Genomic DNA, 23,629 nt, shown 5'->3' with positions numbered 1-23,629 from the left:
CGTTCCCACGCGTGGGAACGATCATCAAACCTCTGGGTACTTCTCGGCGTAATCCTTGCGCGCGACCGGACTTCGACGGTCGGTGTCCCCCCCATTGGCCGACCTGTGCCGCGTCGGTCAAAGTTTTGCCAGTCTTGCGAATTATCACCACGCGTGCTCCCCGCCGCGTGGGCGACCCAAAAAACCATCTGGTGATACACAAACTGTAACAATTAAGCCGGAAAGTGCGCGCTTGCTCGTCATAGCGCGGCTTTTCGACGGGGGTTGATTACGACCTGCGCACCTCATTCGGGTGAGGCGGAGCTAAATACCTAAACGGTATGAAAAAGAGTTGGGTGATTCTTTTTGGGTTTATGGCGCGTTCATTACCCGGCAAGGAGCAAATGACGGGAGATTAGACCATGGTCGTAGACACACCTAGTTACGATTGACTTGTGAGTCACGGTCTGGCGCTAATCGCGGATCTTAGGATCCTGGGCATACGACCCAGGACCGGGAATACAAGAATTAGAAACGATAGGAGCGAAACAATGAACAAGTCCACCTTGGCTTTGGCTGTGGCCGTCGGGGTTTTGGCGCAGCAGGCAGGCGCCGCGGGTTTCATCGAAGACAGCAAGGCTTCCGTGAGTTCCCGCACGATGTATTTCAACAACGATAACCGAGAAGGCGGCGCGGATCAGAGAGAAACCGCTGAAGGCCTCAAGTTCGATTATCTGTCCGGTTTCACCCAAGGTACTGTCGGCTTCGGTATCGATGCCCAGGCCCTCGTCGGTATTCATCTGGACGGTGGCAAGGGACACCACCCAGCCAGCAACACGTTCTTCCCAAGCGACACCGATGGTTCCGCTGTGGACCAGTGGAGCCGTGCGGCGGCGAACGTCAAGGCGCGCTTCTCGAAGACCGAAGCCCACCTGGGTGGCGCTCTGCAGCCGAACATGCCGATCCTGGTAGCGAACGACAGCCGTCTGCTGCCACAGACCTTTGACGGTGGCACCATCACCTCGAAGGAAATCGACAACGTGACCCTCAATGCGGGTCAGTTGGAGCACTCGGCGGGTCGTGCCTCTTCAAACTCCACCGGCCTGGCCGTGGCTGGCGGTGCTCAGGACAGTAACCAGTTCCGTTACGCCGGTGCTGACTGGAAGGTCACCAAGGACCTCACCCTGCAGTACTACCACGCGAATCTGAAGGACTACTACAAGCAGGACTTCTTCGGCTTGATCCACGTCTTCCCGATCAATGCCAACCAGTCTTTCAAGACTGATATCCGCTATTTCGACAGCAGCTCCGACGGTAAGAACGGCGATACTGGCTATCAATTCGATAACAACAAAGGTTTCGCCAGAAACCGGGGCGAGGTCGATAACAAAACCTGGAGCGCCATGTTCACCTACACCCTGGGTGGCAACGCGTTCTTGGTCGGCCATCAGCGTGTCAATGATGACGGCGGTTTCGTCTACCTGAACCAGGGCAGCGTGGTTAATAGCAATGGCCATTCGGAAGGCAATGGTGGCACGAGCTTCTACCTGTTCACCGACTCCATGATCAATGGGTTCGTCCGTGCCGGTGAAAACACCACCTTCGGTCAGTACTCCTATGATTTCGCCGCGTTGGGTGTGCCGGGCCTGAAAACCTCGATCTCCTACCTGCACGGCGATAACATCAAGGCAACAAACGGCAGTGGCCCTGATTCGTCTGAATGGGAGCGCGACTTGCGAGTGGACTACACCATTCAGCAGGGCGCCCTCAAAGGCTTCGGCACGACTTTGCGCCATGGCACCTACCGTGGCAGCGATACCGGTATCGCCAGCCAGGACCAAACCCGTCTGATCTTCAACTACACCTACAGCTTCCTGTAATCACCATCAGAAAAAGGCCTCGTCTATTGGCGAGGTTTTTTTTGCGTTTTTTTTGATATCTCGGGTTTAGCAATATCGCCCCCCGTTTATCGAACGGGTTCAGGAATTGGCTTTTGGGCCGATACCTCCTATCTGTAGCGCGAGCCATATTCCAAAATAGAATTAAAAAAAGATAAGTAATTCCTTTTTATTCTCTTGCGGAATGTCCTGAAAAGGACCACATGGCCGGTTTAGACGGTCTGGTGCTCATCGCGCGTCTCAGGATCCAGGGCATACGACCCAGGACCTCAAGAATTAGAAACGATAGGAGCGAAACAAATGAACACGTCCACCTTGGCCCTGGCTGTGGCCGTAGGGGTTTTGGCGCAGCAGGCAGGCGCCGCCGGATTCATCGAAGACAGCAAGGCCACTTTGGGGTTGCGTAACTTCTACATCAATAACGATAACCGTGATTCCGGTGCTCATACCACCCAGAGCAAAGCTGAAGAATGGGGCCAAGGCTTCGACCTGCGCTTTATCTCTGGTTACACCCAAGGCACTGTTGGCTTCGGTATCGATGCTATCGGCCTGTTGGGCGTGCGTCTGGATACGGGCGGCGGCACTAACGGCGCCACTTCGACTTCTTATGGCGGCACTGTTTTCCCAAGCAAGTCCAACGGCGAAGCGGTTGATAACTTTTCCAGCCTGGGCCTGACGGCTAAAGCCAAGATGTCCCGGACCGAACTGAAATTGGGCACTCTGCAGCCAAAACTGCCGGTGATCGTGACCAACGATGGCCGTCTGCTGCCGCAAACCTTTCAAGGTGGTCAGATCACCTCGAACGAGATCAAGGATTTGACACTGGTCGGTGGCCAGATCGAGCACGTCAAGGGTCGTAACTCCAGCAACAACGAAGAGTTGTCGATCGCGGGTGCTAACGGTCGTACTGCTACGGGCCGTGACAGCAACAAATTCGTCTATGGCGGTGGCGACTACAAGATCACCAAAGACCTGACTGCCCAGTACTACTACGGCAACCTGGAAGATTTCTACACGCAACACTTCCTGGGTCTGGTTCACAACTGGTCGATCGGTCCGGGCGTACTGAAGTCTGACTTCCGTTACTTCAACAGCCGTGCCGATGGCGCCAACGGCCATGATTCCACCTATTTCACCACCGGTGACTACGGTACGGGCATCACCAAAGGCAAAGTCGACAACAATCTGTATAGCGGCCTGTTCCTGTACTCGGTTGCCGGTCACACTTTCGGTGGCGGTTACCAGGTCAGCAACGGTAACAGCGATGTCCCTTGGTTGAACCAGGGTGACGGCTCGTCGGTTTACCTCACTACCGACATGCAGATTGCCAAATTCGCCCGTGCCGGCGAGCGGACCTGGCAAGCGCGCTACTCCTATGACTTCGCCAGTCTTGGCTTGCCAGGCGCAACTGCCGGCATCGTTTACCTGCGTGGCGATAACATCGACACCACCGGTAAAGTGGGTGCTGCTAGCGTCAACGCTACCGGCCGCTCCGAGTGGGAACGCGACCTGACCCTGGCGTACGTAGTCCAGGAAGGCCCGCTGAAAAACCTGGGGCTCACGTGGAAAAACGCCATGTGGCGCAACGACGTCCCAGGCCAACGCGACCAGGACGAAAACCGTCTGATCGTCAGCTACTCGATCCCGCTGTTGTAATAGCACTCGCGTATCTGACGTAAAAAAAGCCCGGCCGGCATCACGCCTCTACGGACGCTCTGCGTTCGGCTCTCAGGGCTCCGGTGCGCAGCGCCAACCGGTTACGGGCGCGTAGGTGCCGAGTGAAGACAACAGGCGTGGGTCGCTGAATAGCTCGCTGGCGTTTGGATCGATGTCTGCCGGCAACAGTGGCTGGCCGGTCAACATGGGCAGTGTGGAATAGGCGATGTGCCACGGGGTTTGCCCGGCAAGGTGGCGACCAAAAGAAAGTTCGCAGGCAAGCTGTTGCGGTGCGGTTGCGGCATCGAGGTGGTCACGCAAATCGCCGCCGGGGTTCAGCGCGACCGCGCGGCTGGCGGCAAACAGAAAGTAGTCGCCGGCCAGCACCAGGCAGGCAACACGCGTCGGGTCATCAACCGCCTGCAACCACTGACCGCGACAGGTGCCGCGAGAGTCTGGCAGTCGCTCCCAGATCTCGTAGTAGCTGTCGTCCGGGGCGGTTTCGATCAGGCGTTCGCTGGTTTCGAAATGCATCCGCCCTATGTCTTCTTCGGTGCTGACCGGCTGGTAGTCGAGTTTGCGATGCCACTGGCAAATGTCGCCGTCGACCCGGGTCACGCCGGCGAAGCCTTTTTGTTCGCTCAGGGTCAGCAGGTCAGCGTGATTCTGTTGCTCCAGCGGCAAGGCCGGAAGTGGGGTACGCGGGATGCGCAGGTCGGCAAACAAGCGCGGGGTCTGCAGCCAGTACACCACCGTTTCGCTGTCGACGCGCCCCGACTGGAATTTGATCAGGCGTCGTTGCCACACGCCAAAGTAGTTGTCTGGAACGTTCGCCATGAGCACCTCGTTGCGTTATGCGTCGCGCTTGGGCAGGTAGGTCGGCAAATACAGGCCCAGATAGGCATCGAATACCCGCATGCCTTCTTCGGCCATCCGTGGGGTGATCTGTCCGTGTTGTTGCACCGAGCGTGCATAGACGCGGTCGCCGAGCTCCATGGCCAGGGCAAACACATCGACGTCGGTCGGTAGCGTCGGCAGCTCGAAGTGGTGGTCGAAGAGTTTGTGCATCAGGTCGCCGAGTTCGATGTCGTGCTGACGGTCGGCCTGGGTAACTTCGGTCAGCCCGTGCTGGGCAAGAATGAGCTGGCGGGCGGCGGCGTCTTCGCTATAGATCGCGAGCATGCGTTGTTCCACCAGTCGCGACAGATCGCGCCAGCCGTTGAGGGCGTCATGGTCGATGGGCGCTTGCAGGCAGGCACGGAACGCAGCATGGACGTCAGCCGTCAGGGCTTCGAGCAATGCCGGGACGCTGGCAAAAAAGTGGTACACGGAGGAGGGCGGGATTTCCGCGCGTTCGGCGACGCTGTAGATCGACAGGCTGGCCACGCCCTCGGCAGCCAGCAGTGTCCGGGCGGCATCGAGTATCGAATCGATCCGGGCCTGGCTGCGTGCGCGGGGTTTGCGTGGGGTGGCGAGTCGGGTCATCGAAGTCTCCTGCGGGGCAGCGGGCATTGTACGAGCAGGGTTGTGTGTTGTCTTCCCGGCACAAAAAAACGCCGCAAGCGGTGAGGCCTGCGGCGTTGTTTTTACGGCAACCGCTTACACGGTATGCAGGTACCAGTTGTACTCGAGGTCGGAGATGGAGTGTTCGAACTCCTCCAGCTCGCTCTCTTTACACGCGACGAAGATATCGATGTATTTCGGATCGATGTACTTGGCCATGACTTCGCTGTCGTCCAGCTCGCGCAATGCATCGCGCAGGTTGTTCGGCAGGCTTTGCTCGTTCTGCTCGTAGGAGTTGCCTTCCACGGGTGCGCCCGGCTCGATCTTGTTGGTCAGGCCGTGGTGCACGCCTGCCAGGACCGAAGCCATCAGCAGGTACGGGTTGGCATCGGCACCGGCAACGCGGTGTTCCAGGCGGACCGCGTCGGCGGAACCGGTCGGCACACGTACCGCAACAGTACGGTTGTCCAGACCCCAGCACGGAGCATTCGGCACGTAGAACTGTGCGCCGAAACGACGGTAGGAGTTGACGTTCGGGCAGAGAAAAGCCATCTGCGCCGGTAGGGTCTCGAGCACACCGCCGATCGCGTGACGCAGTGCGGCGTTCTGCTCGGGATCCTCACTGGCAAAAATGTTTTTGCCGTCTTTATCAAGAATCGAGATATGTACGTGCAGACCGTTGCCCGCTTGGCCCGGGTAAGGCTTGGCCATGAAGGTGGTATCCATTTCATGGTCGTAAGCGATGTTTTTGATCAGACGCTTGAGCAGGACCGCGTAGTCGCAGGCCTTGATCGGGTCGGCAACGTGGTGCAGGTTCACTTCGAACTGCGCCGGGGCACTTTCCTTGACGATCGCGTCGGCAGGGATGCCTTGCTCTTTAGCACCTTCCAGAATGTCCTGGAGACAGTCGACGTATTCGTCGAGGTCGTCGATCAGGTAAACCTGTGTCGAATGCGGGCGTTTGCCGGAGATCGGCGAGCGAGGCGGTTGAGGGCGACCGTTCACGTTCTCCTGGTCAATCAGGTAGAACTCCAGTTCGAACGCGGCGCAGATGGTCAGACCCATCTCGTCGAACTTGGTCACAACTTGACGCAGAACTTCACGGGGATCCGCGAAGAAAGGTTCACCTTCGAGTTCGTGCATGGTCATCAACAGTTGCGCGGTAGGGCGCTTCTGCCAAGGCTCATTGCACAGGGTGTCAGGGATTGGATAGCAGATTCGGTCAGCATCACCGATGTCCAGACCCAGGCCGGTGCTTTCCACCGTCGAGCCATTGATATCCAGAGCAAATAGAGAGGCCGGCAGGTTGATGCCTTTCTCGTAAACCTTGTGGAGGCTGGTGCGTTCAATGCGCTTGCCGCGCACCACACCATTCATATCCGCAATCAGAAGGTCAACGTACAGAACCTCAGGATGTTCCTTAAGGAACGCGTTCGCTTCGTTAAGCTGAACGGCACGCGGGGGTACCGACATGATGCAACACCTTTGTTGTTAAAAATATCAATCATTGATCGCTTCGGATTCCAGTCAACCCGAACGGCATGCCGAAGTCAAGCGAGGCCTTTTTTGCCCTAAAAAAGCACACGTTGGGCTTTTTTGAGGCACTTTGGAGCGTTTTTATGCCTTTGAGCGCTTTAGCGTCTGCGGGTTTGAGCGGGCCGTGTTGTATTTTTTACGGGGGTGTTGTGTAAAAAAATGAACAAGGCTAAGCTCGATTCAAACCCATAACACCAATAATACCGGGGTGCTTCATGTCTCGCCTGCCGTTAATCGGCGTCACCGCCTGCTCTAAGCAGATCGGTCTGCATGCTTATCACATCAGTGGCGACAAGTACGTCCGCGCCGTGGCCTCAGCGGCCAAGGGCCTGCCGGTGATTCTTCCGTCCCTGGCCGATTTGCTGGCCCCGTCCGATATTCTGGACGGTCTGGATGGCATCCTCTTTACAGGCTCTCCTTCCAATATAGAACCGTTTCACTATAGCGGCCCAACCAGCGCGCCGGGCACTGCTCATGATTCTGCACGCGATGCCACCACTCTCCCGTTGATCCGCGCCGCAGTCGAGGCCGGTATTCCCGTGCTCGGTATTTGCCGCGGCTTCCAGGAAATGAATGTGGCGTTCGGTGGCAGCCTGCATCAAAAAGTCCACGAAGCCGGTCCATTCATGGATCACCGTGAAGACGATAGCCTACCGCTTGAAGGACAGTATGCGCCAAGTCACCCGGTGCACATTCAACCGGGTGGTGTGCTCGCCGGTCTGGGCCTGGCGAGCGAGATATACGTCAATTCGATTCATGGTCAGGGCGTCGAACGTCTGGCGCCGGGCCTTTGCGTCGAGGCCTTGGCGCCTGACGGGTTGATCGAGGCAGTCTCGGCCCCCCAGGGCAAGGGTTTTGCTTTGGGAGTGCAATGGCATCCCGAATGGCAGGTAAGCTCAAACCCGGATTACCTTGCGATCTTCCAGGCATTTGGCGATGCCTGTCGTAAGCGCGCATTACAACGCGACGCCGATGCGTCAAACAACGCCTGACTTACAAGAGTCAGAAAACCAAGCCTAAGAGGCATTTATGAGTAACAACCTCGACCAGCTCACCGATTGGTTGAAAGACCGCAAGATCACAGAAGTCGAATGCATGGTTGGCGACTTGACGGGGATCACCCGGGGCAAGATCTCGCCGACCAACAAGTTCATTGCCGAAAAAGGCATGCGCCTGCCCGAGAGCGTTCTGTTGCAGACCGTGACCGGTGACTATGTCGAAGACGACATCTATTACGAACTGCTCGACCCGGCCGACATCGACATGATCTGCCGCCCCGACCAGAACGCGGTATTCCTTGTGCCCTGGGCCATCGAGCCCACCGCTCAGGTGATTCACGACACCTACGACAAGCAAGGCAACCCGATCGAGCTGTCGCCGCGCAACGTGCTCAAAAAGGTGCTGAAACTCTATTCCGACAAGGGCTGGCAGCCGATCGTGGCGCCAGAAATGGAGTTCTACCTGACCAAGCGCTGCGAAGACCCGGACTTCCCGCTGCAACCGCCGATTGGCCGTTCCGGTCGCCCGGAAACCGGTCGTCAGTCCTTCTCGATTGAAGCGGCAAACGAATTCGATCCATTGTTCGAAGACGTCTACGACTGGTGCGAGTTGCAGGAGCTGGACCTCGACACGCTGATCCACGAGGACGGCACGGCGCAGATGGAAATCAACTTCCGTCACGGTGATGCCCTGTCCCTGGCCGACCAGATCCTGGTGTTCAAACGCACCATGCGCGAAGCCGCGCTCAAGCACGACGTGGCAGCCACTTTCATGGCCAAACCCATGACCGGCGAGCCGGGCAGTGCGATGCACTTGCACCAGAGCATCATCGACATCGAGACCGGCAAGAACGTCTTCTCTAATGAAGACGGGACCATGAGCCAGCTGTTCCTGCACCACATCGGTGGTTTGCAGAAACTGATCCCGGAGCTGTTGCCGCTGTTCGCGCCGAACGTGAACTCGTTCCGCCGCTTCCTGCCGGACACCTCGGCGCCGGTGAACGTGGAGTGGGGCGAAGAGAACCGCACCGTGGGCCTGCGGGTTCCGGATGCCGGGCCGCAAAACCGTCGGGTGGAAAACCGCCTGCCGGGCGCCGACGCGAACCCGTACCTGGCGATTGCCGCGAGCCTGCTCTGCGGTTACATCGGCATGGTCGAAGGCATCGACCCGAGTGCGCCGGTGGTGGGGCGTGGCTATGAACGCCGCAACCTGCGCCTGCCACTGACCATCGAAGACGCGCTGGAACGCATGGAAAATAGCGCGACTGTCGAGAAGTACCTGGGCAAGAAATTCATCACTGGCTATGTCGCGGTCAAGCGGGCCGAGCATGAAAACTTCAAGCGCGTGATCAGTTCGTGGGAACGGGAGTTCCTGCTCTTCGCCGTCTGATGCGCCGGGCGCGGCTGGAAATTGCCGCGCCTTTCACTGAAATCTTAGGAGCATTCGCATGACCAGCAACAACCCGCAAACCCGTGAATGGCAAACCCTTAGCAACGATCACCACCTGGCCCCGTTCAGCGATTTCAAGCAACTGAAAGAGAAAGGCCCACGGATCATCACCAACGCCAAGGGCGTTTACCTCTGGGACAGCGAAGGCAACAAGATCCTGGACGGTATGGCCGGCCTGTGGTGCGTGGCGATCGGCTACGGTCGCGATGAACTGGCCGATGCCGCCAGTAAACAAATGCGCGAACTGCCTTACTACAACCTGTTCTTCCAGACGGCTCACCCGCCGGTGCTGGAACTGGCCAAGGCCATCTCCGACATCGCGCCACAAGGCATGAACCACGTGTTCTTCACCGGTTCCGGCTCCGAAGGCAACGACACCATGCTGCGTATGGTTCGTCACTACTGGGCGATCAAGGGCCAGCCGAAGAAGAAAGTCATCATCAGCCGCAAGAACGGCTATCACGGTTCCACCGTGGCCGGCGCGAGCCTGGGTGGCATGACCTACATGCACGAACAAGGCGATTTGCCGATTCCGGGCATCGTCCACATCGCGCAGCCGTACTGGTTCGCTGAAGGCGGTGAGATGACACCGGAAGAGTTCGGTATCTGGGCGGCCAATCAGCTGGAAGAGAAAATTCTGGACGTCGGCGTAGACAACGTCGGGGCCTTTATTGCCGAGCCGATCCAGGGTGCCGGCGGCGTGATCATTCCGCCAGACACCTACTGGCCGCGCATCAAGGAAATCCTCGCCAAGTACGACATTCTGTTCGTGGCTGACGAAGTGATCTGTGGTTTCGGCCGTACCGGTGAGTGGTTCGGTAGCGATTTCTACGACCTCAAGCCCGACATGATGACCATCGCCAAAGGCCTGACGTCCGGCTACATCCCTATGGGTGGCCTGATCGTGCGTGACGAAGTGGTCGCGGTGCTTAACGAAGGCGGTGATTTCAACCACGGCTTCACCTATTCCGGGCACCCGGTGGCCGCTGCGGTGGCTCTGGAGAACATCCGCATCTTGCGCGAAGAAAAAATCATCGAGCGCGTTCATGCAGAAACGGCACCGTATTTGCAAAAGCGTCTACGGGAACTGAACGATCACCCGTTGGTGGGGGAAGTGCGTGGGGTAGGACTGCTGGGGGCGATCGAGCTGGTGCAGGACAAGGCCACTCGCAAGCGTTACGAAGGCAGGGGCGCTGGCATGATTTGCCGCACGTTCTGCTTCGAGAACGGCCTGATCATGCGCGCCGTCGGCGACACCATGATCATCGCTCCGCCACTGGTGATTACACCGGCTGAAATCGATGAGTTGGTGACCAAGGCACGCAAGTGCCTGGACCTGACCCTGAGTGCATTGCAGGGCTAAGTGCTAGGCTCTGAGCGGGGTGTGACGTTCGCATTTCGCTCAGCGCAAACAATGGTTGGGTCTTTCCTTGAAAGCCTGCCTTGGAAGTTGCCAGGCTACCGGTTGTTGCAGATGCCCAGGAAAGGCCGCTGAACACGTGGTTAAAAAGAAAAATTGGAGCATTACCCATGAAGGCTTTAGGTATCAAGATAGCGGGCAAGACCCTCCTCGCCATGTCCCTGATAGGCGTGATGGCGGGCGCAGTTCAGGCGGACGACAAGGTGCTTCACGTGTACAACTGGTCCGACTACATCGCACCGGATACCGTCAAGAAGTTCGAAGCCGAGTCGGGGATCAAGGTTATTTACGACGTATTCGACAGTAACGAAACCCTGGAAGCCAAGTTGTTGGCAGGCAAGTCCGGCTACGACATCGTCGTGCCGTCGAACAACTTCCTGGCCAAGCAGATCAAGGCCGGCGTTTACCAGAAACTCGACAAGTCCAAGCTGCCGAACTGGAAGAACCTGAACCCTGACTTGCTCAAAGCTGTATCGGTGAGCGACCCGGGCAACGAACACGCGTTCCCGTACATGTGGGGGTCGATCGGTATCGGCTTCAACGCCGAGAAGGTCAAGGCCGCACTGGGTGCCGATGCGCCAACCAATTCCTGGGATCTGATTTTCAAACCTGAAAACGCCGCCAAGTTGAAGTCGTGCGGTATCAGCTTCCTCGATTCGCCAACCGAGATGATTCCGGTGGCGTTGCACTACCTGGGCTATCCAACCGACAGCCAGGACAAAAAACAACTGGCCGAAGCCGAAGCACTGTTCCTGAAGATTCGTCCTTCGGTGGGCTACTTCCACTCGTCCAAGTACATCTCCGACCTGGCCAACGGCAACATCTGCGTGGCCATCGGTTACTCGGGTGACATCTACCAGGCCAAGTCCCGCGCGGCTGAAGCCGGTGACAAGGTGAAAGTCAGCTACAACATTCCGAAAGAAGGTGCGGGTAGCTTCTACGACATGGTCGCCATCCCTAAAGATGCCGAAAACGTCGAAGGCGCCTACGCGTTCATGACCTTCCTGCAGAAGCCGGAAGTCATGGCTGAAATCACCAACGCCGTTCGCTTCCCGAACGGTAACTCGGCGGCCACGGCATTGGTCGATAAAGACATCACCAGCGACCCAGGTATTTACCCGCCAGCGGACGTGCTGGCCAAGCTGTACGCGATTGCCGACTTGCCGGCCGCGACCCAGCGGATCCTGACTCGCAGCTGGACCAGGATCAAATCCGGCAGGTAAGTAAAAACCCCTGTAGCCGTTACCGAAGGCTGCGGTAGCGGCTACAGGGATCTTCATAACATTTGCTGGAACGGTTTTTCGAGGGTAAGTTGCGCGCCGGTTTTGTTGGCGGGCCGCCATGGCTGTCATGTAACGCTGGGCAACTTGGGCCCAACTAATTTTAGAGGACTTCCACGTGCCTATTTTTTCTTTGTTGCGCAATGCACTGCTGACCGGTGCCGGACTGACGCTTGCCGTTAGTGTCCAGGCCGCTGGCACTGTGCATATTTATAATTGGTCGGATTACATCGGTTCGACGACCCTGGCCGACTTCCAGAAAGAGACCGGCATCAAACCGGTTTATGACGTTTTCGACTCCAACGAAACCCTGGAAGGCAAGTTGCTGGCCGGGCGTACCGGTTATGACGTGGTCGTGCCGTCCAACCACTTCCTTGGCAAGCAAATCAAGGCAGGCGCTTTCCAGAAGCTCGACAAGTCCAAGCTCACCCACTATGCCAACCTCGACCCGGTGCTGCTCAAGCGCCTGGAGCAAAACGATCCGGGTAACGTGTACGCTGTGCCGTACCTGTGGGGCACCAACGGCATTGGCTACAACGTCGATAAAGTGAAGGCTGTACTGGGCCTCGACAAGATCGATTCCTGGGATGTGGTGTTCGAGCCGCAAAACATCAAAAAACTGCACAGCTGCGGCGTAGCGTTCCTCGACTCTGCCGATGAAATGATGCCCACGGTCCTCAACTACATGGGCCTGAACGCCAACAGCACCAATCCGGAAGACTACAAAAAGGCCGAAGCCAAGTTGCTGGCGGTGCGCCCTTACGTGACCTATTTCCACTCCTCCAAATACATCGCGGACCTGGCCAACGGCAATATCTGCGTGGCGATCGGTTTTTCCGGCGACATGTTCCAGGCCAAGGCCCGCGCGGCTGAAGCCGGCAAAGGCTTGAACATCGCCTACTCGATTCCGAAAGAGGGCGGCGCGCTCTGGTTCGACATGTTGGCGATCCCCAAGGATTCGGCCAACGTCAAGGAAGCCCATGCCTTCATCAACTATTTGCTGAAACCCGAGGTGATCGCCCAGGTCAGTGATTACGTAGGCTACGCCAACCCTAATCCAGGGTCGGACAAGCTGATGGAACAATCCATTCGCACTGACGAGTCGGTTTATCCACCGCAAACCGTCCTCGACAAGACTTACGTGTCTATCGAGTTACCACCAAACATTCAACGTTTGATGACCCGCAGCTGGACCAGGGTCAAGTCGGGTAAATAGCAACAAGGCTCAAACTATCCAAAGTTCGCTCGCCTCGGGCGAACTGCACTCTTTTTTTCTGGGAGTTTCGTAAATGGCAGTTGCCTCCGGCGCCTATAAGAAAGCCCTCGAGGGCGACCAGTCACCTAAACAGGTGTTGGTCAAAATCGACCGGGTCACGAAGAAGTTCGACGAGACGATTGCGGTGGACGATGTGTCCCTGGAAATTAAGAAAGGCGAGATTTTCGCCCTGCTCGGCGGTTCGGGATCGGGCAAATCCACGTTGCTGCGCATGCTCGCAGGCTTCGAACGGCCCACGGAGGGGCGCATTTTCCTCGATGGCGTAGACATCACCGACATGCCGCCGTATGAGCGGCCGATCAACATGATGTTCCAATCCTACGCCCTGTTCCCGCACATGACCGTGGCGCAGAACATCGCCTTCGGTCTCAAGCAGGACAAAATCCCGGCGGCTGAAGTTGATGCCCGTGTCGCGGACATGCTCAAGCTGGTTCAGATGACGCAGTACGCCAAGCGCAAGCCGCACCAGTTGTCCGGTGGCCAGCGTCAGCGTGTGGCCCTGGCGCGTTCCCTGGCCAAGCGGCCGAAGCTGTTGCTGCTCGACGAACCGATGGGTGCTCTGGACAAGAAGCTGCGTTCGCAAATGCAGCTTGAGCTTGTCGAGATCATCGAGCGGGTCGGCGTAACCTGCGTCATGGTGACCCACGACCAGGAAGAAGCCATGACCATGGCCGAGCGCATCGCGATCATGCACCTGGGCTGGATCGCCCAGATCGGCAGCCCGATCGACATCTACGAAACCCCGACCAGCCGCCTGGTCTGCGAGTTCATCGGCAACGTCAACATCTTTGACGGTGAAGTGATCGACGACGCTGAAGGTCACGCGATCATCACCTGCAAGGACCTGGACCGCCAGATTTACGTGGGCCACGGCATCAGCACGTCAGTGCAGGACAAATCCGTGACCTACGCGATCCGTCCGGAAAAACTGCTGGTTACCGCCGACATGCCGACCTGTGAATACAACTGGTCCAGCGGTAAGGTCCACGACATCGCCTACCTCGGCGGGCACTCGGTGTTCTACGTCGAACTGCCGAGCGGCAAGCTGGTGCAGTCGTTCGTGGCCAACGCCGAACGCCGTGGCCAGCGCCCAACCTGGGGCGACCAGGTTTACGTGTACTGGGAAGATGACAGCGGCGTGGTACTTCGCTCATGAACATGCGCAAATTCAAACGCCGGCTCAATCGAATAATTCCCGGTGGCCGTCAGCTGGTCGTCGGGGTGCCGTTCATCTGGCTGTTCATGTTCTTCATGCTGCCGTTCTTCATCGTCTTGAAGATCAGCTTCGCAGAAGCCGACGTGGCCATTCCTCCGTACACCGAAATCTACAACTTCGTTGATCAGAAGCTGCAGGTGCTGCTCAACCTCGGCAACTACGCGCTGCTGGCTGGCGACGAGTTGTACATTGCCGCTTACCTCGGCTCACTGAAGATGGCGCTGATCAGCACCGTCCTCTGTCTGTTGATCGGCTACCCGATGGCCTACGCCATCGCCAGCGCCCGCAAAGAGCTGCAAACGGTGCTGGTGCTGCTGATCATGATGCCGACCTGGACCGCGATCCTGATCCGCGTGTATGCGTGGATGGGCATCCTCAGCAACAACGGTCTGCTCAATGGTTTTCTGATGACCATGGGCTGGATCGACGAGCCTCTGCAAATCCTCAACACCAACCTTGCGGTGTACATCGGCATCGTTTATTCGTACCTGCCGTTTATGATCCTGCCGCTCTACGCCAACCTGGTGAAGCACGATCACAGTCTGCTGGAAGCCGCGTCGGACCTGGGTTCGAGCACCTTCAACAGCTTCTGGAAAATCACCATTCCGCTGTCCAAGAACGGCATCGTCGCCGGCTGCATGCTGGTGTTTATCCCGGTGGTGGGCGAGTTTGTGATCCCGGAACTGCTCGGTGGTCCGGAAACCCTGATGATCGGTAAAGTGCTGTGGCAAGAGTTTTTCAACAACCGCGACTGGCCGGTGGCGTCTGCCTTGGCGGTGGTGATGCTGTTGGTTCTGATTGTGCCGATCATCCTGTTCAACCGCAGTCAGGCCAAGGAAATGGAGGGTAAAGAATGAAGAACTTCCGTTTCTCAAGTTTCATGCTGGTTGCGGGTTTGCTGTTCATCTACACGCCGATGCTGATCCTGGTGATTTACTCGTTCAACGCCTCGAAACTGGTAACGGTGTGGGGTGGCTGGTCGATCAAGTGGTACGTCGGCTTGATGGACAACACCCAACTGATGGGCTCGGTGGTGCGTTCGCTGGAAATCGCCTGTTACACGGCGGTGGCGGCGGTGGCGCTGGGGACGTTGGCGGCATTCGTGCTGACCCGTATCACTCACTTCAAGGGTCGCACGCTGTTCGGTGGCCTGGTCACCGCGCCGCTGGTAATGCCTGAAGTGATCACCGGTCTGTCGCTGTTGCTACTGTTCGTCGCGATGGCGCAAATGATCGGCTGGCCGCAGGAGCGCGGCATCATCACCATCTGGATCGCCCACACCACCTTCTGTGCGGCGTATGTGGCAGTGGTGGTCTCGGCGCGTTTGCGTGAGCTGGACCTGTCCATCGAAGAAGCGGCCATGGACCTTGGTGCGCGGCCGTGGAAGGTGTTCTTTCTGATCACCATCCCGATGATCGCGCCATCGTTGGGTGCCGGCGGCATGATGTCCTTCGCCCTGTCCCTGGATGACCTGGTATTGGCGAGCTTCGTGTCCGGCCCGGGTTCGACGACCCTGCCCATGGAAGTGTTCTCGGCGGTGCGTCTGGGCGTGAAACCCGAGATCAACGCCGTGGCCAGTCTGATTTTGCTGGCGGTATCGATAATGACGTTCCTGGTCTGGTTCTTCAGCCGCCGTGCCGAAGAAAGTCGCAAACGTGCGATTCAGCAGGCGATCGAAGAAAGCGCTGCCGAGTCCTGGAAACAACCGGACGTGCGTCGCGCTCAGCAGGCGCCGGACGCGGCTTAAAGGTTGGCCACAAATGTGTGGCCAACCCCGATCCAATGTGGGAGCGAGCCTGCTCGCTCCCACCACTTTTGCACTTCAGTTTTTCAGACTGTCATACGCCTCAAGCGTGCGCAGCGAGTAGATATACGCTGCCCCCGCATTCAGCGAAATCGCCGTTGCCAGTGTCGCAGCAACTTCCTCGCGACTCGCCCCAGCCTTGATTGCCGCATCGGTATGAGCAGCAATACAACCATCACAACGGGTGGTGACAGCCACGGCGATAGAAATCAGTTCGCGAGTCTTGACATCCAGCACTTCATTTTCCGCGCCGGCTTCACCAAGGGCCATGTAGGCCTTGACCATTTTCGGGTTGCTCTTGCCCAGTGCGCCAAAGGCTTTCTGGATGGTGGGCAGCAGTTCGGACCAGTTATTGAACATTGCGTTAACTCCTGAGCGGGTTGGGTGTACTGTTTCGACACGCTCAGTTTTGCCCTTTGGCGCGGTTCGGGTTTGTTCGATCCGCTCAGTCATTTCCTCGATACGCTCAAATGAATCCGATCGATAAACTCATCACCCTGGCCAACGTTCGCGGCAGTCTGGATTTGCGCTGCCAATTCCAGGGCGACTGGGCGTTGGCCCACGAGCAACAAGCGTTGGGGATGGCGCCTTATCACATCGTGTTGGCGGGGGAGTGCCGTGTGGAGTTTCCCGACGGCCAGCGCCTGCCCATGCGGGCGGGCGACATCCTGCTACTGCCTGGCGGCACGCCCCACGTTATCCACAGTCCCGGAAAAACCGTCGCCCCCACTGCGCAGAAGATCATCCGCAGTGGTGCGTTGCCGGTGCATCGCATCGGCGGTGCCAGCGCAGATCTGGACATGATCTGCGGGACCTTTCATTACAACCGAGCCTCGCTGCTGTTTGCCTCGCTGCCCGACTATCTGGTGATCCCCAGCGGCGCGCTGCCCGCCAACGGACCGTTGCCGGCGTTGGTCGAGGTATTGCGCGGTGAGGCGGAAGGCAATCAGGCGGGGGCCAAGTTCTTGCTCGACGCGCTGTCTCAGGCGTTGTTCACCCTGATGCTGCGGGCGCATCTGGCAACACTGGGGCCGGCCGGCGGCACTCTGGCGTTACTCGGCGACAAACGCCTGGGCCGCGCTTGGCAGGCCATGCTGGCCGATCCGGCCCATGAGTGGACCATCGAAAGCCTGGCCGAAACGGCAAGCATGTCCCGGGCGACGTTCATGCGTGGGTTCGTGAAGGTGGCCGGGGTGTCGCCGTGGGTGTTGCTGACGCAAGTGCGGATGGAGTTGGCGTTCAGTTTGCTGAGCCAGTCGCATCTGGGGTTGAGCGATATTGCTTTGCAGGTTGGGTATCAATCACAAGCGGCGTTCAGCAAGAAATTCAAGGAGGCTTATGGGGAGGCGCCGGGGAGGGTGCGGCGGGGGATTTAGATTTTTAATGCCTGTGATGGCCCCTTCGCGAGCAAGCTTGCTCGCGATGGCGTCCGCTCGGGCAACAAAAATCTACTGCGCAGCCCGCGCCGGCAACAGCTTCAAGGTACTGCGCGTATTGGCCGTGACTTCTTCATCGTTGAGATGCGCCTGGTAGTAGATCCCTTCGATATACGCCTCGGCCTGATCGTCATAGTGGCTGTCGAACGGCACGCCACTTTGGCCAACCGGGTTGACGGTCAGGCTGTGGGCGGGGTCGGCGAAGTCGATCAGGCGGCGGGTCGACGGACCGTACGTCACTGGCCAGGGCGCCGGGCCCATTTTGGCCGAAAGGTTGTTCGGTACTTCATGGCTGCCGGGTGCCGCGAAGGGGCCGACATTGAAGATCCGGTCCAGCGGTTTTTGCTGCCCCAGCGGATGGCCATGGGTCAGCGTGTGCGCCTTGCCCCACTGCCATTGCGCGAAATCGCCGCCGAGGGTGGTTTTGAGATGAGCAATGCTCGCCTGCCACGCAACCTTGACCGTATCGGCGCGGGTTTCCTTACCGAGGGTGTTGCGGTTGTCCCACCACGGCGAATCGGCCGTCGCGGCCAGGCGAGGCAGTGCGGAATCAATCACCCGGGTCGACAGCAACGTCTCGAAGAAGTCATTGCCCAGTTCGTCGTGCATCGTCGCGTCAGCCAGGTTGAACAGGAACTGGTTGAACAGCGTGGCGCTGGTGGAATCGAGCGGGTAGTCGCCTTTCCATTGGGCCAGTTGCTCAACCAATTTGAGCTCGGTGGGATCACTCACCACCTCACGCAATACCGGCAACAACGGCGCCAGCAAGCGCGGGCCGTAAGCGGTGGTAGTGCCCAGTTGCAGCTTCTGGCTGGCGTCCAGATCCCACTTGATGGTTTTGTCGCTGAGCTGGCGATCGAGCTGCTGGCCTCGATCGGCCAGGTTGTAGTAACCGGGAATCTCCATGCCGGTCGGCGACACCGGCTGAAAGTTGGCCGAGACGATGTAACCGCGTGCCGGGTTCTCTTCCTGTGGGTTGGCGCTGAACGGGTAAAAACCTTCCTTGTCCGCCTCGGCGGTGCTGCCATCGAGGATGAACCCCGGGCGCACACCCGCCGGGCGTTTTGGCAGTTGCGCCGCTGCCCACCAACCGATGTCGCCCTTGGCGTTGGCCCAGACGATGTTCAGGCCCGGCGCCTGGATCTTTGCGCAGGCACTGCGCGCCTTGGCCAGGGTGTCGGCGCGGTTGAGCTGGTAGAAGCCCTCAAGGATCGGATTCTGGCTTTCGAGAAAACCCCACCACATGGCGATCGGGGTTTTACCGGCGCCGCTGCCCAGCGCATCGTTGACGATCGGGCCGTGCGGCGACTGGCGCAGCACCAGTGTTACCGGTGCCTGACCCTTGACCGCGATCTGCTGTTCGCTGGTCACCATGTCCACCCACTTACCGCGATACCAAACCTGATTGGGGTTGTCCGGGTTGACCTTCTCGGCGATCAGGTCCAGGTCGTCGTTCTGGAACATGGTGATGCTCCAGCCGAAGTCGCGGTTCATCCCGAGAGAGGCGAACGGCATCAATGCCTGATAGTGGCCGTAGAGCTCAAAACCCGGCGCCGAGAGCTGCGCTTCATACCACACCGACGGCGCGGAAAAACGGATATGCGGGTCGCCGGCCAACAGTGGTTTGCCGCTTTTGGTCCGACTGCCGGAGACAACCCAGGCGTTGCTGCCCTCGAACTGCGGCAAGCCGTTGTCGGCCAGTGCCTGTTCGCTGAGGCGGGCGAGGGCGTTGAGGTCTTTCCAGTCGGTACTGGTGAGGGCTGGCATGGCACCGTTGCGGTTTTTCGCCAGCACGCCCTTGGGCTGCCAATCGAGATCGAAGACGTTCAGGTAGTCGGCGCCCAACTGATCGCGCACGTAGGTCAGCAACGGTTCGGTGCGAAACGCTGCGGCAAAACTGTAGGCCATGTAACCGGCGATGCTGATGGTGTCCTGGGCGGTGAAGGGGCGTTTGGGAATGCCCAGAACATCGAACTCTATGGGTTTTGGATGGCTGTCCTGATACTGGTTGATGCCATCCAGATAGGCTTGCATGGCGATAAAGGCCGGCGACTGTTTGTCCATGTTCGCCAGGTAGGTGTCGGCGCGTTCGCGAATGCGCAAGCTGCGCATCAGCTTGTCGGTGTCGAGCAGTTTCGGGCCCAGGACCTCGGCCAGCTCGCCACGGGCTAGGCGACGCAGGGTTTCCATCTGAAACAGCCGGTCCTGGGCGTGCACGTACCCGAGGGCGCGGTACAGGTCGGTTTCGTTCTCGGCGCGGATGTGCGGGATGCCGCGCTCGTCGTAGCGCACGGTGACCGAACCTTGCAGGTGTTGCAGTTCCACCATGCCCTGACGTGACGGCTGCTTGCTGAAAACGTACCAGCCTGCACCTGCGGCGAGCGCGGCAACCAGCAGGGCGAGGACGGTCAGGCTACGTTTCATGGTGACTCCTTGTTGTTATGAGTGGCAGCAGTTCCCTGGCGCCACTGTTTAACACGGCTTGCCGACAGGGTCATCGCACTTAGGAGGTATTCGCGTCTCCTGCCAGCGTTACTTCACTGCGTCGACAGGCCACGGGCAGTAACACCCCACAGCCAACGTATGCGTGGCATTCACCGCACGCCCTTCGTTCAACGCTTGCAGAATCGGTTCGATAAAGCTGTTACTGGAATTGCAGGTCAGGCCTTCGCTGTACGGGCCGAAATACGCCAGTTTGCCGCTGCGATCCCAGATCGCCACGGCCGGGCTGGCGGGGATCTGTTCGGAACCTGGCAGGACGACGATACTTTTCAGGCTGCTTAAGGTGCTCGGTAACTGGCCGTGGCTGCCAGGCTTTTGTAGCGCATAAAACTCCACGCCTTGCGGTACATAATGCTCAACCAGTTCGCTCAAGTGTTGCTGGTTACCGACGTTGCACGGACAGGCAGGGTCCCAGAAGTGCACGAGACGGATGGCGCCGGGGCCGGCGAGATGATCGGGCAGGCGCAGTGGGTCACCGGAGAACACTGCGGTGTGCTCGCTGAACGCTCGCAGGTAGCGGCCCTGAAACCAGTCGTAAGCAGCCCACAGCACGCCGGCACACACGAGGGCGAGCAGGCTGGCAAGCAGTGTGGCGCGGTAGGGTGAGCGCATGGATTTCAGTCCTCGAAGGTGCGCTAGCTTGCCATGCTTGCCGCAACAGATGAATATCGCAGGCCCATAAAGTCCGTTTCGCGTTCTGGAATTGCTCATGTCTGCCACTTTCGACTCCGATCATCTGCGTGCCAGCCTGCGGCCGCTGGCCGACTGGCAGCCGCTGTCGGTGGAAGCGCTGGCTTACCAGCGTTTCTACGGGCTGGATTTTGCGGGGCGCAACGTGCGCAGTGGCCTTGGGCGTTTCGCGGTCGATGGTTATGACGTGGTCAGCCAGGTCTGGTGGCCTGCGCAGGCGAAGGCGACGCTGTTTCTGTTCCACGGTTTTTACGATCACACCGGGCTTTATCGGCATGTGATCGAATGGGCGCTGGATCAGGATTTTGCGGTGATTGCCTGCGACCTGCCGGGACACGGGCTGTCCAGCGGCGAGCGGGCCAGCATCAAGGATTTCACCGAGTATCAGGACACGCTGCAAGGATTGTTCACCGAAGCACAATCCCTCGGTCTGCCGCAGCCGTGGCACCTGTGCGGGCAAAGCACTGGCGGCGCGATCGTGATCGATCATGTACTCAATCAGGGCGCTAGCAGTCCGGCCCAGGGCCAGGTGATTCTGCTGTCGCCGTTGGTAAGGCCGCGGGCCTGGGGTTGGTCACAACTCAGCTATTACCTGCTCAAGCCTTTTGTCAACGCCATCGCCCGGCGCTTCAGCGAGAACTCCAACGACCCGGATTTTCTGCCCTTCCTGCAAGCGGACCCGTTGCAGCCGCTCCGTTTGCCGACTGCCTGGGTCGGTGCGCTGGCGCGCTGGATCAAACGCATCGAGGCCGCGCCGTATAGCATGCGGCGACCGCTGATTGTGCAGGGGCAGGCAGACATGACCGTGGATTGGGAGCATAACCTTGAAGTGTTGCGGGGCAAGTTCGATCGGCCGCAGGTGCTGATGTTGCCTGAGGCGCGGCATCACCTGGCGAATGAAACGCTGGCGTTGCGGCAGGAGTATTTCGGGTTTTTGACGAAGCGGATCAAGGGGCGGAATCTTTAGCGCAGGCGCTAACAGTTACTGGCGAAGCGTTGAAGTATCCTGCCCCACCGCCAGCCCCGCGCGAATCGCCGCCAATGCTGCCTGGTAATAAGCCTTGCCCTCGGTGGACTCGGCGAAGGTCGCAAACTCTTCCAGTTCTTCGTCCGCCAGATCGCGATAAACATACAACAGCGTGTTGTTCAGGTCGTTGCCGATCTGGTCCATCAAGCGCTGACGCTGACCATTCAACATGCCTTGAGCCTGCCCCCCGCCGAACAGGCCGGGGATCATCGAGCTGAGGCTGTCGGCCGCGACGCCAGCAATCGCCAGGCTGACTTCCGCACCAGCCTCGCGAGCGGGCAGGGCCTGGGCCAGATGGCCAATGATCAGCATGCGGCTGTCGCTGGCCTGGATCTTGGGCAAACCCTTGGCGTTTTTTGCCAACTGATCGCGACGGGTCGCCAGCAATTCGGCGGCAACGATTTTCTTGCCCAAGGGTGATTGAAAGAACGTTAGCGCAGGTTTCGGATCGACGAGGGTCGTGCGCAATTGCGCTTCGGCGCGCTGGTCGACGGCCTGGGGAGCAAAGCGCTGATTGCTATTATTCACCAGCGCCTGGAACACTGCCGACGGCAGGCTGTTCTGGTACCGCTGCTGAGCGGCCGAGAGCGCGTCGTTGAAATGCGCGCGTTGTTCTGGCCAACCGGCGACCTTGTACAACTGGTCGTAGTCGTCTGCCCAAGCGGGCAATACACAGAACATCAACAGTGAAAAAAACAAACGGCGCATAGGGACTCCTGTCAGCAGGCGACTATTCTCCGTGTGGCATTCGTCCTTGTCGAGAATTCGTGTCAACCCGCTGCGCGGCTCTGTCGGATTTGCAGGCACAGGAATACTATGCGCGGCATGCGAATACCCTCTGATCACCCGCTGCTGTTACGTATCGTCGACGACCTGGCTGAGCACGGCTGGTCGCAGCAGAATATTTTCCTTCCTCTGGGTCTGACCCGGGAACTGGCGGCTGAGTGCCGTAAACGTGCTGCGGAGGGCGAACTGACCCCGGCCGCCGTGGGTCGTGGGTCGACATCGGAGATTCGCGAGGGGATTCGCGGCGACCATATCCAGTGGATCGAGCCCGGCCAGGCGTTGGCGTGCGACAGCTATCTGGATTTGATGGACAGCCTGCGCGAGGCGATGAATCGTGGTTTGTTTCTGGGCCTGGAAGATTTCGAAAGCCATTTCGCGCTGTACCCGCCCGGTGCGTTCTACCTTAAACATGTCGACCGTTTCCGCGACGACGACCGGCGCATGGTGTCGGCGGTGGTCTATCTCAATGACGCCTGGCTACCGCCGCACGGCGGCCAGTTGCGCATGTACCTGGATGAAAGCGTCGAACATGATGTGGTGCCCACGGGTGGATGCCTGGTGGTGTTCCTGTCGGGTGAAGTGCCCCATGAAGTCCTGCCCGCGACCCGCGATCGCCTGTCGTTGACCGGCTGGTTCCGGCGGCGTGGCAGCGAGCCGTTCTGATCATGCAAAAAATTCTGGTTAGCCGCTGCCTGCTGGGCCACCGCGTACGTTATGACGGCGGGGCGAGTGGGCCGTTCGATCAGCTTCAACAGTGGCTTGATGAAGGTCGGGTGGTGCCGTTGTGTCCAGAGGTTGCCGGCGGGTTGTCGACGCCAAGGGCGGCGGCGGAAATTCCGGGTGGGCAGGGTGCTGAAGTGCTTGATGGCCGCGCCTCAGTGATCACCACCGAGGGCGAAGACGTCAGCGTCGAGTTTCTCTCGGGGGCTTATCAGGCATTGGAACTGATGCAAAAGCACGGCATCCGCATTGCCGTACTCAAGGCCAACAGCCCGTCTTGCGGAAATCTGTTGACGTATGACGGGACGTTCAGTGGTGTGAAGGTCAGTGGTGAAGGCGTGACTGCGGCGTTGCTCAGGCGCCATGGCGTTCAGGTCTTCAGTGAGCTGGAGTTACCCAAAGCGGCCGCAGTCCTGGCAACCTTAAACTAGCGCCGTACACATAAATCTGAA

Annotated in this window: 21 protein-coding genes and 1 pseudogene; 14 read left to right on the top strand and 8 right to left on the bottom strand. The window is 58.8% G+C overall.

Features of this window, described 5'->3' with window-relative positions:
* Positions 1 to 27 precede the first annotated feature (27 nt).
* Positions 28 to 142 (bottom strand): annotated as a pseudogene (gene tauA, locus ACXPVS_RS04065) (taurine ABC transporter substrate-binding protein); the annotation flags it as partial.
* 388 nt (positions 143 to 530) lie between these two features.
* Here tauA and ACXPVS_RS04060 point away from each other — a divergent pair.
* On the top strand, positions 531 to 1,859 hold the full coding sequence (locus ACXPVS_RS04060; protein WP_458508781.1) for an OprD family porin: 1,329 nt from the start codon (positions 531 to 533) through the stop codon (positions 1,857 to 1,859).
* A 318-nt stretch (positions 1,860 to 2,177) separates the two neighbouring features.
* On the top strand, positions 2,178 to 3,533 hold the full coding sequence (locus tag ACXPVS_RS04055) for an OprD family porin (RefSeq protein ID WP_458508780.1): 1,356 nt from the start codon (positions 2,178 to 2,180) through the stop codon (positions 3,531 to 3,533).
* Positions 3,534 to 3,605: 72 nt separating this feature from the next.
* Here ACXPVS_RS04055 and ACXPVS_RS04050 read toward each other — a convergent pair whose 3' ends face one another.
* The 3 genes from ACXPVS_RS04050 to ACXPVS_RS04040 form a co-directional block, all read right to left on the bottom strand.
* The gene (locus ACXPVS_RS04050; protein WP_458508779.1) at positions 3,606 to 4,370 is read right to left on the bottom strand and encodes a hypothetical protein; all 765 of its coding nucleotides are present in this window, start codon (positions 4,368 to 4,370) and stop codon (positions 3,606 to 3,608) included.
* Positions 4,371 to 4,385: 15 nt separating this feature from the next.
* Complete coding sequence (locus tag ACXPVS_RS04045; RefSeq protein ID WP_458508778.1) at positions 4,386 to 5,018, bottom strand: TetR/AcrR family transcriptional regulator; 633 nt, start codon at positions 5,016 to 5,018, stop codon at positions 4,386 to 4,388.
* A gap of 114 nt (positions 5,019 to 5,132) precedes the next feature.
* Positions 5,133 to 6,509 carry a glutamine synthetase family protein gene (locus tag ACXPVS_RS04040; RefSeq protein WP_458508777.1) on the bottom strand — a complete coding sequence of 459 codons (1,377 nt, stop codon included), beginning with the start codon at positions 6,507 to 6,509 and terminating at the stop codon, positions 5,133 to 5,135.
* A gap of 278 nt (positions 6,510 to 6,787) precedes the next feature.
* Here ACXPVS_RS04040 and ACXPVS_RS04035 point away from each other — a divergent pair, with 278 nt between their 5' ends.
* From ACXPVS_RS04035 to ACXPVS_RS04000, 8 genes are all read left to right on the top strand, one after another.
* The gene (locus ACXPVS_RS04035; protein WP_458508776.1) at positions 6,788 to 7,564 is read left to right on the top strand and encodes a gamma-glutamyl-gamma-aminobutyrate hydrolase family protein; all 777 of its coding nucleotides are present in this window, start codon (positions 6,788 to 6,790) and stop codon (positions 7,562 to 7,564) included.
* 37 nt (positions 7,565 to 7,601) lie between these two features.
* On the top strand, positions 7,602 to 8,960 hold the full coding sequence (locus ACXPVS_RS04030; protein ID WP_458508775.1) for a glutamine synthetase family protein: 1,359 nt from the start codon (positions 7,602 to 7,604) through the stop codon (positions 8,958 to 8,960).
* A gap of 58 nt (positions 8,961 to 9,018) precedes the next feature.
* Complete coding sequence (locus tag ACXPVS_RS04025; RefSeq protein ID WP_458508774.1) at positions 9,019 to 10,383, top strand: aspartate aminotransferase family protein; 1,365 nt, start codon at positions 9,019 to 9,021, stop codon at positions 10,381 to 10,383.
* A gap of 167 nt (positions 10,384 to 10,550) precedes the next feature.
* Positions 10,551 to 11,663, top strand: coding sequence for a polyamine ABC transporter substrate-binding protein (locus tag ACXPVS_RS04020; RefSeq protein WP_458508773.1), 1,113 nt, complete (start codon positions 10,551 to 10,553; stop codon positions 11,661 to 11,663).
* Positions 11,664 to 11,838: 175 nt separating this feature from the next.
* Positions 11,839 to 12,936, top strand: a complete 1,098-nt coding sequence (locus tag ACXPVS_RS04015; protein ID WP_458508772.1) for a polyamine ABC transporter substrate-binding protein — start codon at positions 11,839 to 11,841, stop codon at positions 12,934 to 12,936.
* Positions 12,937 to 13,009: 73 nt separating this feature from the next.
* The gene (locus ACXPVS_RS04010) at positions 13,010 to 14,152 is read left to right on the top strand and encodes an ABC transporter ATP-binding protein (RefSeq protein ID WP_458508771.1); all 1,143 of its coding nucleotides are present in this window, start codon (positions 13,010 to 13,012) and stop codon (positions 14,150 to 14,152) included.
* A gap of 35 nt (positions 14,153 to 14,187) precedes the next feature.
* Positions 14,188 to 15,069: an ABC transporter permease subunit gene (locus tag ACXPVS_RS04005; RefSeq protein WP_458508941.1), complete on the top strand. Its 882-nt coding sequence runs from the start codon at positions 14,188 to 14,190 to the stop codon at positions 15,067 to 15,069.
* A complete protein-coding gene (locus ACXPVS_RS04000) occupies positions 15,066 to 15,959 on the top strand; it encodes an ABC transporter permease subunit (protein WP_458508770.1) in 894 nt (297 codons plus the stop codon). The genes ACXPVS_RS04005 and ACXPVS_RS04000 overlap by 4 nt, the downstream gene beginning before the upstream one ends.
* 75 nt (positions 15,960 to 16,034) lie before the next feature.
* On the opposite strand, the gene ACXPVS_RS03995 is transcribed toward ACXPVS_RS04000, so the two are convergent.
* The gene (locus ACXPVS_RS03995; protein WP_458508769.1) at positions 16,035 to 16,376 is read right to left on the bottom strand and encodes a carboxymuconolactone decarboxylase family protein; all 342 of its coding nucleotides are present in this window, start codon (positions 16,374 to 16,376) and stop codon (positions 16,035 to 16,037) included.
* A gap of 110 nt (positions 16,377 to 16,486) precedes the next feature.
* On the opposite strand from ACXPVS_RS03995, the gene ACXPVS_RS03990 reads away from it, so the two are divergent.
* A complete protein-coding gene (locus ACXPVS_RS03990) occupies positions 16,487 to 17,392 on the top strand; it encodes an AraC family transcriptional regulator (protein ID WP_458508768.1) in 906 nt (301 codons plus the stop codon).
* 72 nt (positions 17,393 to 17,464) lie between these two features.
* Here ACXPVS_RS03990 and ACXPVS_RS03985 read toward each other — a convergent pair whose 3' ends face one another.
* Complete coding sequence (locus ACXPVS_RS03985) at positions 17,465 to 19,876, bottom strand: penicillin acylase family protein (protein WP_458508767.1); 2,412 nt, start codon at positions 19,874 to 19,876, stop codon at positions 17,465 to 17,467.
* A 108-nt stretch (positions 19,877 to 19,984) separates the two neighbouring features.
* A complete protein-coding gene (locus ACXPVS_RS03980; RefSeq protein ID WP_458508766.1) occupies positions 19,985 to 20,566 on the bottom strand; it encodes a DUF6436 domain-containing protein in 582 nt (193 codons plus the stop codon).
* Positions 20,567 to 20,663: 97 nt separating this feature from the next.
* Here ACXPVS_RS03980 and bipL point away from each other — a divergent pair, with 97 nt between their 5' ends.
* Positions 20,664 to 21,611 (top strand): phospholipase BipL, encoded by a 948-nt coding sequence (gene bipL, locus ACXPVS_RS03975; protein WP_458508765.1) that lies wholly within the window; start codon positions 20,664 to 20,666, stop codon positions 21,609 to 21,611.
* A 15-nt stretch (positions 21,612 to 21,626) separates the two neighbouring features.
* Here bipL and ACXPVS_RS03970 read toward each other — a convergent pair whose 3' ends face one another.
* A complete protein-coding gene (locus ACXPVS_RS03970) occupies positions 21,627 to 22,379 on the bottom strand; it encodes a DUF2059 domain-containing protein (protein WP_458508764.1) in 753 nt (250 codons plus the stop codon).
* Between the two features lie 108 nt (positions 22,380 to 22,487).
* Between ACXPVS_RS03970 and ACXPVS_RS03965 the strand changes: the two genes are divergently transcribed.
* Positions 22,488 to 23,120 (top strand): 2OG-Fe(II) oxygenase, encoded by a 633-nt coding sequence (locus tag ACXPVS_RS03965; RefSeq protein ID WP_458508763.1) that lies wholly within the window; start codon positions 22,488 to 22,490, stop codon positions 23,118 to 23,120.
* A 2-nt stretch (positions 23,121 to 23,122) separates the two neighbouring features.
* Positions 23,123 to 23,608 (top strand): DUF523 domain-containing protein, encoded by a 486-nt coding sequence (locus ACXPVS_RS03960; protein ID WP_458508762.1) that lies wholly within the window; start codon positions 23,123 to 23,125, stop codon positions 23,606 to 23,608.
* Positions 23,609 to 23,629: the final 21 nt, after the last annotated feature.

It is taken from the genome of Pseudomonas sp. Ma2-10, from assembly GCF_054330215.1.
Note: the sequence above shows the minus strand (reverse complement) of the source record. Positions and strands in the feature narration are given on the sequence as shown.